We start from the raw sequence: 14,834 nt of genomic DNA, 5'->3' as shown, positions 1-14,834 counted from the left end.
TTTATGCCGGCCTCTTCGCGGCTTGTGCCGCGAGGAGGCCAGGACACCTCAGAACAGCACTTTGGCCACGTCTGCAAAGCGCTTGGCGAAATGCACCGTCAGGCCCTCGCGCAGGTAATCGGGCAGTTCCTCGAAGTCCCCACGATTGGGCTCGGGCAGAATTAGCTCGAAAATCTTCTGCCGCCGCGCTGCGATCACCTTCTCGCGTACGCCTCCGATAGGCAGTACCTGGCCGGTGAGGGTGAGTTCCCCAGTCATGGCTACGCCTTTCTTCGGTGCCTGATCGCGGGCAAGCGATAGCAGCGCACTGGCCATGGTGATGCCGGCACTGGGGCCATCTTTTGGCGTAGCGCCTTCAGGCACGTGCAGGTGGATGAAGGCTTCGTTGAAGAACCCTGGGTCACCGCCGAACTGCTTGAGGTTGGAGCTGACGTAACTGTAAGCAATTTCAGCAGATTCCTTCATCACATCGCCGAGCTTGCCGGTCAGCTTGAAGCCGCGGTTCAGGGTATGGATGCGCGTTGCCTCGATCGGCAAGGTGGCGCCACCCATGCTGGTCCAGGCAAGGCCAGTGATCACGCCTTTGCCAGCCAGCACCTGCTCGCTGCGGAACACCGGCATGCCCAAGGCCGCCTCCAGGTCCTTGTTGCCGATCTTGAGCTTGGCATCTGGGTCTTCCAGCAGCTTGACCACCGATTTGCGTACCAGCTTGCCCAATTGTTTTTCCAGTTGGCGCACGCCGGCTTCCCGGGCATACCCTTCGATAACCGTGCGCAGGGCGCTGTCGCTGATGCTCAGGCTGGTCTTGGCGACCCCGGCCTTTTCCAGCTGCTTGGGCCACAAGTGGCGCTTGGCGATGGCCAGTTTCTCTTCGGTGATATAACCGGACAGGCGAATCACCTCCATGCGGTCGAGCAGGGGCCCTGGGATGGAGTCGAGGGTGTTGGCGGTGCACACGAACAGCACCTTGGATAGGTCCAGGCGCAGGTCCAGGTAATGGTCGAGGAAATCGACGTTCTGTTCCGGGTCGAGGGTTTCCAACAGCGCCGATGCCGGGTCCCCTTGGTAGCTCTGGCCCATCTTGTCGATTTCGTCGAGCATGATGACCGGGTTCATCACCTCCACATCCTTGAGCGCCTGCACCAGTTTGCCCGGTTGCGCGCCGATGTACGTGCGACGGTGGCCCTTGATCTCGGCTTCGTCACGCATGCCACCGACGCTGAACCGATAGAACGGCCGGCCTAGGGATTCGGCAATGGATTTACCGATGCTGGTCTTGCCGACCCCTGGAGGGCCCACCAGCAGTACGATAGAGCCGCTGATTTCGCCCTTCCAGGCGCCAACGGCGAGAAACTCCAGGATGCGCTCTTTGATGTCGTCCAGCCCGGCGTGGTGCTGGTCGAGCACCTTGCGTGCGTGCTTGAGGTCGAGCTTGTCCTTGCCATAAACACCCCAGGGCAGGGCAGTGGCCCAGTCCAGGTAGTTACGGGTCACGGCGTACTCGGGCGAGCCGGTTTCGAGAATCGCCAGCTTGCCCATTTCTTCATCGATACGCTTCTTGGCCTGTTCGGGCAGTTTCTTGCCAGCCAGGCGCTGCTCGAATTGCTCGATATCGGCGCTGCGGTCATCTTTGGTCAGGCCCAGCTCCTGCTGGATGACCTTGAGCTGCTCCTTGAGGAAAAACTCGCGCTGATGCTCGCCAATCTGCCGGTTCACCTCGGCTGAGATTTCGTTCTGCAAGCGCGCGACTTCCACCTCTTTGCGCAGCATCGGCAAGACCTTCTCCATGCGTTTGAGCATGGGGACGCAGTCAAGGACTTCCTGCAGCTGATTGCCGGTGGCAGAGGTCAGCGCGGCGGCGAAGTCGGTGAGCGGTGACGGGTCGTTGGGGCTGAAGCGGTTGAGGTAGTTCTTCAGCTCTTCGCTGTACAGCGGATTGAGCGGCAGCAGCTCTTTGATCGCGTTGATCAGGGCCATGCCGTACGCCTTGACCTCGTCGGTGGGCTCGGCAGGCTGGCGCGGGTACTCGACCTCAACCAGGTAGGGCGGGCGGTGATGCTTGAGCCAGGTACGGATGCGCACCCGGGTCAGGCCCTGGGCCACGAACTGCAATTTGCCGTTTTCCCGGCTAGCGTGGTGCACCTTGACCAGGGTGCCGTATTCCGGCAACGCCGAAGTGTCGAAATGACGATGGTCTTCCGGCGGGGTGTCCATGAAGAACAGTGCCAGCGAGTGGTGCTCGGTCTTGGCGACCAAGTCGAGGGTTTCGGCCCAGGGCTCTTCATTGACGATCACCGGCAGCACTTGCGCCGGGAAGAACGGGCGATTGTGGATGGGGATCACATAGACCTTGTCCGGCAACTGCTGGCCGGGCAGGGCCAGGGCGTGGCCGGTACTGGCCGGGGTGTCGGATTGGTCGATTGCGCTGTGTTCGTCAGGGTGTTCGGGGAAATCCTGCTGGTCGCTCATGGGGCACCTGCGTGAATGACTATGGTGCTTAGATGGGGCGCAGGGGGATCGGTTTCAATGGTCTAGCGAGGTGTGAAGTTGCTCGACAGCAGATGAGCTGCCCGCAAAGGGAAGAGGCCCCTACAGGGCTGTGCCTGTAGGGGCTGCATGGCTTAGTCGGGAAGTTTGTAAGCGATGATGTAATCGCCCATTTTGGTGCCGAGCGAGCCGTGGCCGCCGGCGACGATCAGCACATACTGCTTGCCGTCCTTGCCTGTGTAGGTCATCGGTGTGGCTTGGCCACCCGCTGGCAGGCGAGCCTTCCAGATTTCCTTGCCATTGTTCACGTCATAGGCACGCAGATACTGGTCCAAGGTACCGCTTAGGAAGCCGACGCCACCTGCGGTGACGATCGAGCCGCCCATGCTTGGCACGCCTACCGGCATACCGATCGGTACTGGGGTGCTATCACGGGTGGTGCCATTTTTGTGTTTCCACACGACCTTGTTGGTGAACAGGTCGATGGCGGCGACATAGCCCCAGGCTGGCGCCTGGCATGGGATGCCCAGCGGCGACATGAACGGGTGCATGGTCACCGCGTACGGAGCGCCGGTATTGGGCTGCACACCACTGGTTTCACTTTCGCGTTTGCTGCCAGCGGCCACTTGCTCGCGCGGCACCATTTTCGACACGAAGGCCATGTAGTTGGGCGAGGTGAACAGCAGCTGGCGCACTGGGTCGACCGATACGCTGCCCCAGTTGAAGACGCCGACGTTGCCTGGGTATACCAGGGTGCCCTGCTCGGATGGCGGCGTGTACTGGCCTTCATAGCGCAGTTCGCGGAACTGGATGCGGCACAGCATCTGGTCGAAGGGTGTGGCACCCCACATGGCCTGTTCGGTCAGCTCTGGGCCAAGCAGGTTGAGGTCGGAACGGGCCTGGGTTGGAGCGGTGTGGTCACCTTTGACCGCGCCTTGCGGCACCGGGATCTCGCGAATCGGCACGATCGGCGTGCCGTCGCGGCGGTCGAGCACGTACAGGCTACCTTGCTTGGTCGGCACAATGATGGCCGGCTTCACGCCTTCTTTGGTCTTCAAGTGGACCAGCGTTGGCTGGCTGCCGACGTCCATATCCCACAGGTCGTGATGGGTGAACTGGTAGTTCCAGCGGGCTTTGCCGGTGGCAAGGTCAAGTGCGACCACGCCGGCGCTGTACTTCTCGGCGCCGGGGGTACGGTCGGCGCCCCATTGGTCAGGGGTCTGGTTGCCCAGGGGCAGGTAGACCATGCCAAGGTCTTCATCGACGCTGGCCAGCGACCACATGTTGGCCGAGTTGCGGCTGTACATCTTGCCAGGGGCCAATGGCTTGGTGTCGTCCGGGTTGTTGCTGTCCCAGTTCCACACCAGGTGACCATCATGCACGTCGTAGGCACGGATCACACCCGAAGGCTCGTTGGTCGACTCGTTGTCGGTGACGTGGCCACCGATGATCACCAGGCTGCGGGTGACGGCTACCGGCGAAGTGGAGTAGTAGCCGCCCGCAGTGAATGGGCCGATACCAGTGGTCAGGTCAATTGCGCCCTGGTTGGCGAAGCCTTCGCAGACCTTGCCGTTGTCGGCGTTGATGGCGATCAGGCGGGCGTCGGCGGTGGGCAGATAGAGACGGCGTGGGCAGGCTTGTGCCACGGCCTGACCGGCATCCGATACCTTCGGCGCCGGGCTGCCGTCGCGGCTGACGTAACTGTTCTCGTCGTAGTACGAAACGCCGCGGCAGGTCATGTGGGCGAAGCCCTTGAAGGTGCCGACCGGGGTCTTGATCTGCGGGTCGTAGCGCCAGATCTCGGTCCCGGTGTCCGGGTCAAGTGCCAACACCTTGCTGTGGGCGGTGCAGGCATACAACATGCCGTTGGCCTTGAGCGGGGTGTTTTCGTTGGTCAGCTCGACCGGGTCGTTATCGGTCGGCAAATCGCCAGTGCGGATGCGCCAGGCTTCTTCCAGGCGGTAGGCGTTCTGTGGGGTGATCTGGCGCAGCGGCGAATAGCGGTCGCCATGCTCGGTACGGCCGTAGGCCTGCCAGTCGCCATCCGGCATGGCCGGTGCAGCGGCGCCCATTTCACTGCTGTCGCGGCCCAGCTCGCCGAACACTTCACCTGGGTGAGTGAACTGGCTACCCAAGGCGCAAGCACCCGAAGCCAGCACGGCAACGCTGAGCAATGCGGTGTTGGCTTTGGCAGCGGGGCCGATCAGTGGGCGACGAGCCCACGGTAGCAGCAGCACCACGCCAATGGCGAACCAGATGGCCAGGCGCGGCACCAGTTGCCACCAGTCCAGGCCCACTTCGTGCAAGGCCCAGGCAGTGCTGCCCAGCAACACCAGGCCATAAAGGCCCAGGCCAAGGCGGCGGCTGGCCAGCAACAGGGCGCCCGATACGGCGAAGCCGAGACCGGCGATCAGGTAGTACAGCGATCCGCCCAGTTGGCTCAGCTTGATGCCGCCGGCCAGCAAGGCCAGGCCCATCAGCAGCAGCAGCACGCCCATCAGGCGCGGGAGCCAGCGGGTTCCTGGATTGGCACCGTCAGTGCTCATTTTAGGTTCTCCGTTATGTGAAGTTGGTCAGTTTGAATGGGGTCAGAATGTGCTTTGAATCTTGAGGCCGCCGACCAGCGCGTCGTCGACGTGCGATACCCCGCCCGGATGGCGGATGTACTGAAGGTTAGGGCGCACGGTGAGCCAATTGGCCAAGTGAATGCCGTAATAGAGCTCGGCGCTGTACTCGGTGTCTTGCACCGGCAGGTAGCCTGGGTTGTCGTAGTCGTCCAGGCCGGCCACCTGGTTGGCCAGGCGGGCGTTTTTGCGGTAGGCGGGGTTGGCGTGCACGCGGGCGAGAGCAAAGCCAATGTCGTCCTTGGCGCGGGCGTCAAAGGGGCCTTTGTAAACCAGTCCTGCTTGAACATAGTTATCGATGACATTGGTTTTCTTGTCGTGCATCGTGGCGTTAGCGAACAGGGTCAGGCCGCGTGACTGGTCGGATGCCAGCGAAGTGATCTGCTGCTGCGCTCCAAGCCACACGCCATGCTTGCTCGAACTGCTGCGGTAGGCGGCGCCACTGAGGGCGGCCGGCTGGCCGTTGCTGTCCTTCAGAACATCCTGTGCCTTGGCATTACTGTAGTAGTAGCCGGCGCGATATTCCCCTTTCAGGCCTTTGACGTGCGGGCTCCACACCAGTTCGATCGGCATTACAGCACCTTGCGTGCCGCTGCCGCTGAGCTTGAAACCATTGCCTGATTCAAGGTTCGACGGATTCTGCTCGTACACGCCAACCTGGGCATACAGCGCGGGGGTCAGGTCATAGCGCACGCGCATCGCCCACTGGCTGACCGGCCAGTTGTACCAGATGCCGCCCACCCAGTTGCCTACCTGCGAGCCACAGAAGGCCAGGTTTTGGAAGTCACACGGGAAGCTGTTGAAGTCCTCGCCTTCGCCGAAGCGGCCGACTTTAACGTCCAGGGCGCCATCGAAATACTTCTGCTTGATCCACATCTGCGTCAGCCGCCAGGTCTGGCCACGGCCCCAGACTTCCTGGGCGGAGGTAAAACCGCCGACACGAGGGTCGTTGATACGGTCGTTGCTGATGTTGTCACCATGGCGTTCGGTGACGGTCAGCTGGGCCTCGGTGTCGTTCCAGCCGAGGATCTTTTGCAGGTCCAGATGGCTGGTGAAGGTGAATTGGTCGCTGTAACGCGCTGTGCGGTCATGATCAAACCCGCCATGCAGGTTGCTGCCCATCTCGCCGGTGTAGCCGAGGGTGAAGTCGTAGCCTTGCGCTTGCAGCGCGCTGCGGGTGCCGCCCCAGTCGCCGAACATCCAGGGTGAGTCCTGGGTGAATGCGTCGCTGGCATTGGCTGTGGCGGGTAGGCCTGCAGCCAGGGCGATGAAAGCCAGGCTGGTGTAGCGGGGTTTGGGCAGTTGGAACATGAGATAGCGCTGTCTTTTTGATTTTTGAGAAAACGGCAAGCGCATCGAGGAGGTAACTCTTCGATGGTGATGGCTTATAGGTATGTTGGATGAAGCGATTCAGCTGCGGCGGGAGGATATAGGGGAAGCCATAGAAAAAAAAGACAAATTGTCGCAGTTCATTGTTGCAGTTCTGGTAACAAACCTCCGTGCGTTGGCCAGCGCCCATGCTGTGAATCAGCGTGCTCACCCGCGCCTACCATGCAGTGTTGAACTCTGCACTCGCGAGTGAACCGCTGCTCTGGTAGTTACTTCAGGTCAAAATGTGGTTCGCAAGCCCACCTCAACGCTGCGCCCTGGTGCCGGCGCGATATCTCGCAGAATCGAGCTGGCGTAGCGCACGGTCTGGTCCGTCAGGTTCTCACCGCGCACAAAGGCCAGCCACTGGCTCTGGCCAACGTCGAAGCGGTAGCCGACGCTGGCCCCAAGGGTGGTGTAGCCGGCAGTGCTGGTTTCATTCTCAGGCTTGCGGTGCTGCGATGCGGCATGTTGTACATCAATGCGAGCCTGCCAGCGCTCGAGTTCCCAAACCAGGCCACTGTTCAAGCGCAGTGGCGCAATGCGTGGCAGCGGCTGGCCATTGTCGAGGTTCTTGGCCCGGGTGTAATCGCCGGACAGCTCCAGCGCGAAACTGCCCAAGCGGTTCTCGGCCAGCTGCCAGCGGTCCTGGGCTTCAATGCCGTAGAAGCGTGCGCGCACGCCTTGATACTGGTATTCAGGGAAGCCGCTGTGATCGTGGTCATCGTCTTCATGGTCATGGTCGTGGTCATGGCCTTCACGCACATTTCCGGTGCCGATCAGGCCTATATAGTTGCGGAAGTGGCTGTAGAACACCCCAACGCTCCCTTTGTGGGTGCCATTGTCGAAGCGCAGCGCCAGGTCGGTGGAAATGGCCTTTTCCTTGGTCAGGTTCGGATCACCGACTTCATAGGCGCCGGTAGCCACATGGGCGCCGTTGGCGTAGAGCTCGTAGAACGTTGGCGCCCGCTCGGTGTAGCCGAGGTTGGCGGCCAGCGACCAGATTGGGTCGAGCTGATACACCGCACCCGATGACAGGCTAAAGGCGTTGAAGCTGCTGGCGCTGTCGGCGTCGGCGAATGTGGCGTTGCCCTTTGCGTCGGGGTCGACACGGGTGTGCTCCATGCGGGCACCAAGGCTCAGTTTCAGGTGCTCGGAGGCCTGCCACTGCTCAAGCATGAACAGCGCCAGGCTGTCGGTGTCGGTGTGGGGGACAAATGCTTCCTCACCCAGGGCGGAAAACTCATTGCGGCTGACCTGGGCACCGACCACGCCTTCAAGCGGGCCAAGGGGTTGATGGCGGGCTTCTACGCGTGCCTCGTAACCTTTGTTGCGGAAGGTGGTATGGACTTCGCCTTCTTCGATTTCGCGATGTTCGTAGTCGGTGTAGCCGGCATCGACCTTTACCGAGGTGAAAGGGCCGGTCAGGTCGCGCAGTTGTGAGGTGAAGGCGTAATGGTCCTGCTTCATGTCCAGTCGCACACCAGGCTCTGCCACCGAGCCGTAGTTGCTGTCGTAGCGGCTGTAGGACAGGCCGGTATAGCCATGCTCCCAATTGTAGGAACCACCGATGGCGCCGCCGTCCTGACGGCCGTCGCTGTTCGCTAGGCGGTGACGGCTGCCTGGTGCGTCGGGGTCGCGCACCTTGGCGCTTTGCGCGTAACCGGGAATGCGCAGGTCATTGAACTGGCGGCTGTTGGCGTCCAGGTGCAGAGCGAACGTGCCGTTACCGGCCTCAAGCTTTCCGGCACTGCTGCGTGTGGTGTCGGCGCCGCCGTAGCGCAGTTCACCAGCGCCATGGATGCCCTCTATAGGCGAATCGGGGATGCGGTTATCGAAGGTATTGATCACCCCGCCAATGGCGTTACCGCCATAGAGCAAGGCGGCAGGGCCGCGGATGATTTCCACGCGCTCGACCGTGACCGGGTCCAGCGGCACAGCGTGGTCATAAGAAAGCGACGAAGCATCCAACGCACCCACACCGTTGCGCAGGATACGGATGCGGTCGCCATCGAGGCCCCGAATTACCGGGCGGCTGGCACCTGGGCCAAACCAGGTTGAGGCAACGCCGGGTTGCCTGTTCAAGGTTTCGCCAAGGCTGGCGTGCTGTTGTTGCAGCAATTGGTCGCCTTCGAGCACGGAACTCGGTGCAGCCGATTCACGGTTACCCAGCGGGTTGCCGGTGATGATCTGAGGTTCAAGTTCCACTGCCTGGGTGGGAGAGGCGGCCAGGCACAGGGCGACAGCGATGGGGGAGAGGCGAAGCGGTATGTACAGCATGGGGATGGGGCGTTCCTTGGCAGTCATGTTTTATTGTTACAATATAACATCTCTATTTCAGCACAGCCCTTTTTCCCCTGCCAGCGGTTTTTCAACACATCACACAGGTCCCGCCTGCCTCTACACTCGTGTAAGGTGCGCATCTTTGTAATGGAGCACTGGCATGAGTACGGCCCAACACAACGCGTTGCATGGTAAGACCCTCGAACAGATCCTCACTGAGCTGGTGGCGCACTACCAATGGAAGGGCCTGGCCGAGCGCGTTGATGTGCGCTGTTTCAAGAGCGACCCGAGCATCAAGTCGAGCCTGACCTTCCTGCGCAAGACGCCTTGGGCGCGGGAGAAGGTCGAGCAGCTGTACGTACAACTGCAGCGCCGGGGCTGATATGCCACGGCGCCCCTGGCTGACGTCGATGGCGTTGCTTGGCTGGTTTGCTCTTACGGTGCAGGTCTATCTAGTGCTGCTGGCGCGCTGGCAGGAGCAAGCCAGCTTGATTGGCGGCCTGATCAATGTGTTCGGCTATTTCACGGTGCTGACCAACACTTTGGTTGCCACGGTCCTGAGTTATGCGGCGTTCGGCCGCGAATCTGCGGCCAAGCGTTTCTTTCTGACGCCGGCTGTGAGCTCTGCGGTGGCGGCCAGCATCATGTTGGTGGCGCTCGCTTACAGCATACTGTTGCGTCACCTATGGCACCCAGAAGGCTGGCAGTGGCTGGCCGATGAGCTGCTGCACGATGTGATGCCGTTGCTGTTCACCCTTTACTGGTGGTTCGAGGTGCCCAAGGGCAGCCTGCGGCTCAAGCACCTAGGGATCTGGGCACTGTACCCTGCGGTATATTTCGCTTATGCGCTGTGGCGGGGAAGTGAGATCGGGGCTTATCCGTACCCGTTCATCGATGTGGCAAGCCTGGGGTATGGGCCGGTGTTACTCAACGCCCTTGGGGTATTGGCGGGTTTCTGGGCGATCGGGTTGGTATTGCTGGGGTTGGATCGGTGGCGGGGAAGGGACAGGTTGGCTTGACCTGCACTGGCCAGTGCTCGGGTAAACCCGCTTACACCGCAGATGCTCGGACGGTGAATCCGTGCAGTACTGGTGAAACCGGGCGCAGCGGTGCGCAGGCCAACGCCGCAGGGAGCAGCCAAGCACCTTGGGTGGGTTTACCCGCGAACTGGCCAATGCACGAGAGAACCCATTACGCGTGGTCGCCACCCCCATCGGCACGCCAGTAAGCGGCGGCCTTGAGAGCATCTTCAGCGATACCTTTTTCCAGCAGCAGCGCCTTAGCCTGCCGGGTTAGCGCTTTTTCCAGCGCCACCCAGCTGTACAGCTTGCCTTCGGGCAGGCTTAAATCTTTCAGCAACGCCAAAAGGTCTTGGTCCCGCTTGACCCACATGACTTCCACCTGCGCTGCGCTGGGCAGAGGTTGGCGCTCGTGCTCATCCTCGATCTGGATCACGGCCAGCACACGGCGCCCGGCTGGCAATTCCTGCAGACGCCGGCCAATGGCCGGGATTGCTGTTTCGTCACCCACCAGCAGGTAGCTGTCAAAGATATCCGGCACCACCATCGAAGCCCGTGGCCCGGCGATGTTCAGCACCTGCCCAGGGGTTGCCTGGGCCGCCCAAGTGGAAGCGGGGCCGTCGCCGTGCAGCACGAAATCGATATCCAGCTCGTTGGCCTGCAAGTCGATCCGCCGAGGCGTGTACTCGCGCATGGTTGGCCGGGTTGCGCCATCGCCCCCCAGTTGTCGGGCGTCGATAGCCTGTTGTTGTTCGGCGTTTTCGGCGAACAGCAGCTTGATGTGGTCGTCGCTGCCCAGGCTAGTGAAACCTTGCAACTCCTCACCCCCGAGGGTGATGCGGCGCATGCGCGGAGTCAGGTCGGTGACGCGTAGTACGTGCAGGCGACGTTGACGGATTTCGTGGTTGACGCGGTGAATGGTGTCACTCATGAGGGTTCTCCCTGACCGGTTCGGCCGGCCCGCAGGCGATGGCTTTGGCAGTGTCGTTGAGCAGGTTGCGCACCCGCTCGATTTCTTCAGGCGTCCAGCGGCCACTGTGCATGTGCAGGGCGTGGCGCAGGTTGCCAACCGCTTCATGGATTTCAGGTGGGCGGTCATGGCCACGCAAGGCGCGCTTGCTGACCTCGATACGCATGCGTACGCCGTCCAGGGCCACTGCCTGGTCGGCCAGCGCGTTGCGGCCCGCTGCAGTAATGGCGTAAAGACGTTTGCTGCCATGCACCTGGCCGCTGATCAACTCGGCTTCTTCGAGGAAGTTGAGGGTGGGGTAGATCACGCCAGGGCTTGGTGAGTAGCTGGCGTCGAAGAGGTTTTCGATCTGCCGGATCAGGTCGTAGCCGTGGCCTGGTTGCTCAGCCAGCATCGACAGCAACAGCAGCTTGAGGTCACCGGGTGCGAAGACCCGCGGGCCACGCTCACCGCGAGGGCGACGTTCAAAAAGGTCATGGGTGCCATGGTCACGCATGATGAGTTTCCTGTGTTTCGATATATCGCAAGATATTACTCAAGATATATCTAAACACAAGTCGCTAAATGCGGATAATTATCATCTAACTTTTAGATGGATCGCTGCCACGCATGGCAACCTGCGGTGGTTTGCATTCGTTGGGGTTACCCGGCTGCAGGTAAGGCATCAGGATCGGGGCCATGCCCTTGAGCACTTGCACCGGCAATGCCGAAGTGAAGGTGAAAGCCTCCGCAGTGCGCCCCGGCACGAAGGCAGTCAATGTGCCGAAGTGATTGTCGCCGAGGTAGAAAACGAACGTGGCCGTACGGTTGAGCGAGCGCGAGCCAATCAGGCGGCCGCCGGCGCCAAAGCTTTCGATACGGTTGTCGCCGGTGCCGGTCTTGCCACCCATCACCAACGGTGTGCCGTCATTGAGCTTGAAACTTCCGGAGATCCGCCTTGCAGTACCTGCGTCGACCACCTGCGACATGGCGCCTTTGAGTGCGCGAGCCACTTCCACTGGCAGAATCCGCACACCACGATCCGGGTCGCTGATCAGCTTGGTTTCATAGGGCGTATTGGCGGCAAAGTGCAAGGTATCGATGCGCAGCGTAGGCAGGCGCACACCGTCGTTCTGGATGATACCCACCAGCTCCGACAGCGCCGCCGGACGGTCGCCGGAACTGCCGATCGCGGTAGCCAGTGAGGGCACCAGGTGGTCGAACGGGTAGCCGACGCGCTTCCAGCGCTGGTGTATATCCAAGAACGCCTCGATCTCGACCATGGTGCGTATACGGCTGTCACGCGCCCCCTGATGACGGCTCTTGAACAGCCAGCCATACACTTCCTGGCGCTCGAAACGGCTGGCGTTGACCATTTCGCTGAGGGTGGAGCTCGGATGCTTCAACAGGTAGCCCAGCAACCACAGATCCAGTGGATGCACCTTGGCGATGTAGCCCTGGTCCGGTAGGTCGTACTTGCCGGGGCCATAGGCTTCGTACATCTCTGCCAGTTTGCCGTCGGTGAGCTTGCCCAGGGCGAGCTTGTCGTCCTTGCTATGGGCGCGCACGAAGGCGTTGAAGGTTTCCTGGCTGGCTTCCGGGAACAGGTAGCGGTGCACAGCCGCAAGGCGCTGCGGCGTGGCGCGCATGCTGTCGAGGAAGGTGTCCAGGCGCTGCTGCGAAGTCTTGCGCTGGTATTTCTTCCAGAAACGCATCAGGTAGCTGGTGCCTTCCTTGTCGGCGAAGCGAGCCAGGTATTCCTGGCGGCGCGGGTCAGCGTCGTCCTTGAGCAGTGGTACGCGGTTGTAGGGCTGTTGGTAGGTGACATAGCGCACCAGGTCGCGCATCAGCCGAATGAACGGCAGGTTGATCGACTCGCGCAGGGCATCCTTGAGGGTGGGGTTACGGTTGTTGTCTTCCTTGCGGAAGTTGTTGAACACATGCATGCCGCCGCCGGTGAAAAACGCCTCGCCGGTGTTTGCCGAGTACTTGCGCTCCAGCGCTGCATCGAGCATGGCGTCCAGGCTTTGGTTCTTGCTGTTTTGCGCCAGCCACTCCAGTGACCATTGAGTGATGCGGTCCAGTTCGGCGACGTCCACCTTCTTCAGCTCGCCCGGGGATTTGCCGGCGTATTTGTCATGCAGTTCGGCAATGATTTCAAGGTAGGTGGTCAGCACACGCAACTTGGCGGTCGAGCCCAGCTCCAGCTTGCTGCCTTCGTTGATGTCGAAGGGTTGGTTGGTGCTGTCGGTCTGCACCCGTACCCGCGAACCATCGGCGGTGCGCTCGAACAAGGTGAAGCTGTAACTGACTTGGTCGGTGGTCTTGGCGGTGAGCAGACGTTCGCCGATCAGGCCCATTTGTGCAGCGAACTGTGGGTCGGCGAGGTTTTTCAGGTACTGGCTGACTTGCACTTGCAGGTCGGCCTGCAGGGTGCTGGTGGCCGAAAGGTCCAGCCGGTCAAGGTCGTACAGTGGGCGGTTGAGCATGGCTGCCAGGCGATTGCGGGCCAGGCTGATACCTTTGTTGGTGATGATTGGCACGATGGTCGGCTGCGCCACCCAATCGCGATACACCGCCTTGCTGGCCAGCGCCGCATCGGCCAGCGGCTGATCGATGATGTGGTTGGCGGCCAGCACGCGGATATGTGAGTCGGTAAGCTCTGCCAATTCGACCCGCCCTTTGGACAGGTAATGCGAAGGGCGGCGTTGAGCAATCATCAGCGACAGCACCTGCCGCAACGCCAGGCCCCGGGCAGCCATGCTCTGCGGGTCAGTGGCCGTGGAGGTCAACGCCTGGTTGACTTGATCGAAATCGGCGCCGTACCACACCCGCAAGCCTTCGGCCATGCCGTGCACTTCGCCATGGCCGGGCACCGCCGACAGCGGCACGCTGTTGAGGTAGTCCCGCACGATCCGCTGGCGCGCCTGGCTGGTATCTGGGCCGCCCTGGTAGGCACGCACGCTCGCCGAGATCATCTGGCGGATTTTTTCCGCGCCACTGACGGTCAGGCCATCGGGCGAGTGTCGGTATTTCTCCAGTTGAGTAGCCAGGGTGCTACCACCAGCGGATTGGCCCGGCAGTGCCAGGTACTTGGCCACTTGGCTGTAGGCAGCTTTGGCAAAGCGCGGCCAATCGACAGCCGGGTTATTGCGCACATCCTTGGTATCGAGCAAGTCGCGGTTCTCGATGAACAGCAGGCTATTGACCATCACCGAAGGGATGGAGGCGAAATCCGGGTACAGATGCTGCGGGTAGTTGTACTGGTAAAGCGTGTCGCCCCGGCAGTCGGTAATTGACAGACCTGCCTGGATCTTTTCGATGTAAGGGGCGAACAGGCCGTGATTGACGTAACTCATCAGCGCGGGGGAAAAGCGTACTTGCTCGCTGATCAGATAATCGCGTTTAAGTAGGCGTGGCAAAAATTCACCCAGCCCACTGTAGCCCAGGCGTTTGTCGAAAGGCCCTTCACCCGGATACACAATGGCATCGCTCGGCCCCGGCTGCAGCGAATAGGTGAGGGTAGTGGCCAACTTGCTGAACTCACGGGATTGCAGGTTGGAAGTGCGGAACTCGTCATACGCTGCGAAACCGATGGCAATCAGGGCTACCAGCACGATCAGGATGATCAGCCGCCACCAGAGCCTGCGCTGACGAGGTGGCTGTGGTTGTGGCGCGCTGGCTGGTGGTGCATCTGTTGCTTGCGTTGTACTTGGTTCCGATTGCCACAGTGCGCCCATAGTCTTCAATCCGGCCGGGTATTTTCGTCTTGCTTGTCTGAAGCTTAGACGTTGACAGCAGCAGGTGAAGAAATTGTCGGACAAGGAAAAACTGACCGAACGCTTTGCGCCCAGGGTTTGGCTTCGGTCCTGATGGGGGTGAGGCACAGTCGGGTAAGCACCCAGGTTCCCGGAAACTCTTGCTGATTTTTCACGTTTATATAGCGAAAACGCCTATACCGAACTTCCTATACTGCCCGACCCTTCGCCCTGCCGACCGCTCTGGGCCGGCATGCAGGGTGGCCCACAAGGCCAGCCTGGCAAGCCAACACTGTGCCTATCGGCACAGCCGGTGCTGCACGAAGGTCAAATCCAATAACAAAAT

9 protein-coding genes are annotated in these 14,834 nt (G+C 61.0%); 2 read left to right on the top strand and 7 right to left on the bottom strand.

The window, feature by feature from the left end; all coding sequences use genetic code 11:
* Window positions 1-48 precede the first annotated feature (48 nt).
* The 4 genes from lon to J5M56_RS10905 form a co-directional block, all read right to left on the bottom strand.
* Window positions 49-2,469, bottom strand: a complete 2,421-nt coding sequence (gene lon, locus J5M56_RS10920) for an endopeptidase La (protein ID WP_060477874.1) — start codon at window positions 2,467-2,469, stop codon at window positions 49-51.
* A 152-nt stretch (window positions 2,470-2,621) separates the two neighbouring features.
* On the bottom strand, window positions 2,622-5,033 hold the full coding sequence (locus tag J5M56_RS10915; protein WP_207936832.1) for a glucose/quinate/shikimate family membrane-bound PQQ-dependent dehydrogenase: 2,412 nt from the start codon (window positions 5,031-5,033) through the stop codon (window positions 2,622-2,624).
* A 42-nt stretch (window positions 5,034-5,075) separates the two neighbouring features.
* Window positions 5,076-6,422: a carbohydrate porin gene (locus tag J5M56_RS10910; RefSeq protein ID WP_207936830.1), complete on the bottom strand. Its 1,347-nt coding sequence runs from the start codon at window positions 6,420-6,422 to the stop codon at window positions 5,076-5,078.
* A gap of 297 nt (window positions 6,423-6,719) precedes the next feature.
* Window positions 6,720-8,759 carry a TonB-dependent receptor gene (locus J5M56_RS10905; RefSeq protein ID WP_207936895.1) on the bottom strand — a complete coding sequence of 680 codons (2,040 nt, stop codon included), beginning with the start codon at window positions 8,757-8,759 and terminating at the stop codon, window positions 6,720-6,722.
* Window positions 8,760-8,922: 163 nt separating this feature from the next.
* Between J5M56_RS10905 and J5M56_RS10900 the strand changes: the two genes are divergently transcribed.
* Together J5M56_RS10900 and J5M56_RS10895 are read left to right on the top strand one after the other, a co-directional pair.
* On the top strand, window positions 8,923-9,144 hold the full coding sequence (locus tag J5M56_RS10900) for a VF530 family protein (RefSeq protein ID WP_060477870.1): 222 nt from the start codon (window positions 8,923-8,925) through the stop codon (window positions 9,142-9,144).
* A gap of 1 nt (window position 9,145) precedes the next feature.
* Complete coding sequence (locus J5M56_RS10895; protein WP_207936828.1) at window positions 9,146-9,781, top strand: Pr6Pr family membrane protein; 636 nt, start codon at window positions 9,146-9,148, stop codon at window positions 9,779-9,781.
* Between the two features lie 172 nt (window positions 9,782-9,953).
* On the opposite strand, the gene J5M56_RS10890 is transcribed toward J5M56_RS10895, so the two are convergent.
* The 3 genes from J5M56_RS10890 to J5M56_RS10880 all read right to left on the bottom strand — a co-directional run bounded on the left by J5M56_RS10890 (window position 9,954) and on the right by J5M56_RS10880 (window position 14,470).
* Window positions 9,954-10,712 carry a siderophore-interacting protein gene (locus J5M56_RS10890; RefSeq protein ID WP_207936826.1) on the bottom strand — a complete coding sequence of 253 codons (759 nt, stop codon included), beginning with the start codon at window positions 10,710-10,712 and terminating at the stop codon, window positions 9,954-9,956.
* Entirely contained in the window at window positions 10,705-11,247 is a 543-nt protein-coding gene (locus tag J5M56_RS10885) for a PadR family transcriptional regulator (protein WP_207936825.1), read from the bottom strand. The genes J5M56_RS10890 and J5M56_RS10885 overlap by 8 nt, the downstream gene beginning before the upstream one ends.
* Window positions 11,248-11,332: 85 nt before the next feature.
* Window positions 11,333-14,470, bottom strand: coding sequence for a transglycosylase domain-containing protein (locus J5M56_RS10880; RefSeq protein WP_207936823.1), 3,138 nt, complete (start codon window positions 14,468-14,470; stop codon window positions 11,333-11,335).
* Between the last annotated feature and the right edge of the window lie 364 nt (window positions 14,471-14,834).

Origin of the sequence: Pseudomonas sp. 51_B (assembly GCF_017491595.1) — a bacterium.
GTDB classification, from domain to species: Bacteria; Pseudomonadota; Gammaproteobacteria; order Pseudomonadales; family Pseudomonadaceae; genus Aquipseudomonas; species Aquipseudomonas promysalinigenes.
This window is presented reverse-complemented; position numbering and strand designations above follow the sequence as displayed.

What these genes read in the sequence shown, in the direction of transcription:
- J5M56_RS10900 (WP_060477870.1), top strand. Translation starts at nt 8,923, where the DNA reads ATGAGTACGGCCCAACACAACGCGTTGCATGGTAAGACCCTCGAACAG.
- J5M56_RS10905 (WP_207936895.1), bottom strand. Translation starts at nt 8,759, where the DNA reads ATGCTGTACATACCGCTTCGCCTCTCCCCCATCGCTGTCGCCCTGTGC.
- J5M56_RS10880 (WP_207936823.1), bottom strand. Translation starts at nt 14,470, where the DNA reads ATGGGCGCACTGTGGCAATCGGAACCAAGTACAACGCAAGCAACAGAT.
- J5M56_RS10910 (WP_207936830.1), bottom strand. Translation starts at nt 6,422, where the DNA reads ATGTTCCAACTGCCCAAACCCCGCTACACCAGCCTGGCTTTCATCGCC.
- lon (WP_060477874.1), bottom strand. Translation starts at nt 2,469, where the DNA reads ATGAGCGACCAGCAGGATTTCCCCGAACACCCTGACGAACACAGCGCA.
- J5M56_RS10915 (WP_207936832.1), bottom strand. Translation starts at nt 5,033, where the DNA reads ATGAGCACTGACGGTGCCAATCCAGGAACCCGCTGGCTCCCGCGCCTG.
- J5M56_RS10885 (WP_207936825.1), bottom strand. Translation starts at nt 11,247, where the DNA reads ATGCGTGACCATGGCACCCATGACCTTTTTGAACGTCGCCCTCGCGGT.
- J5M56_RS10895 (WP_207936828.1), top strand. Translation starts at nt 9,146, where the DNA reads ATGCCACGGCGCCCCTGGCTGACGTCGATGGCGTTGCTTGGCTGGTTT.
- J5M56_RS10890 (WP_207936826.1), bottom strand. Translation starts at nt 10,712, where the DNA reads ATGAGTGACACCATTCACCGCGTCAACCACGAAATCCGTCAACGTCGC.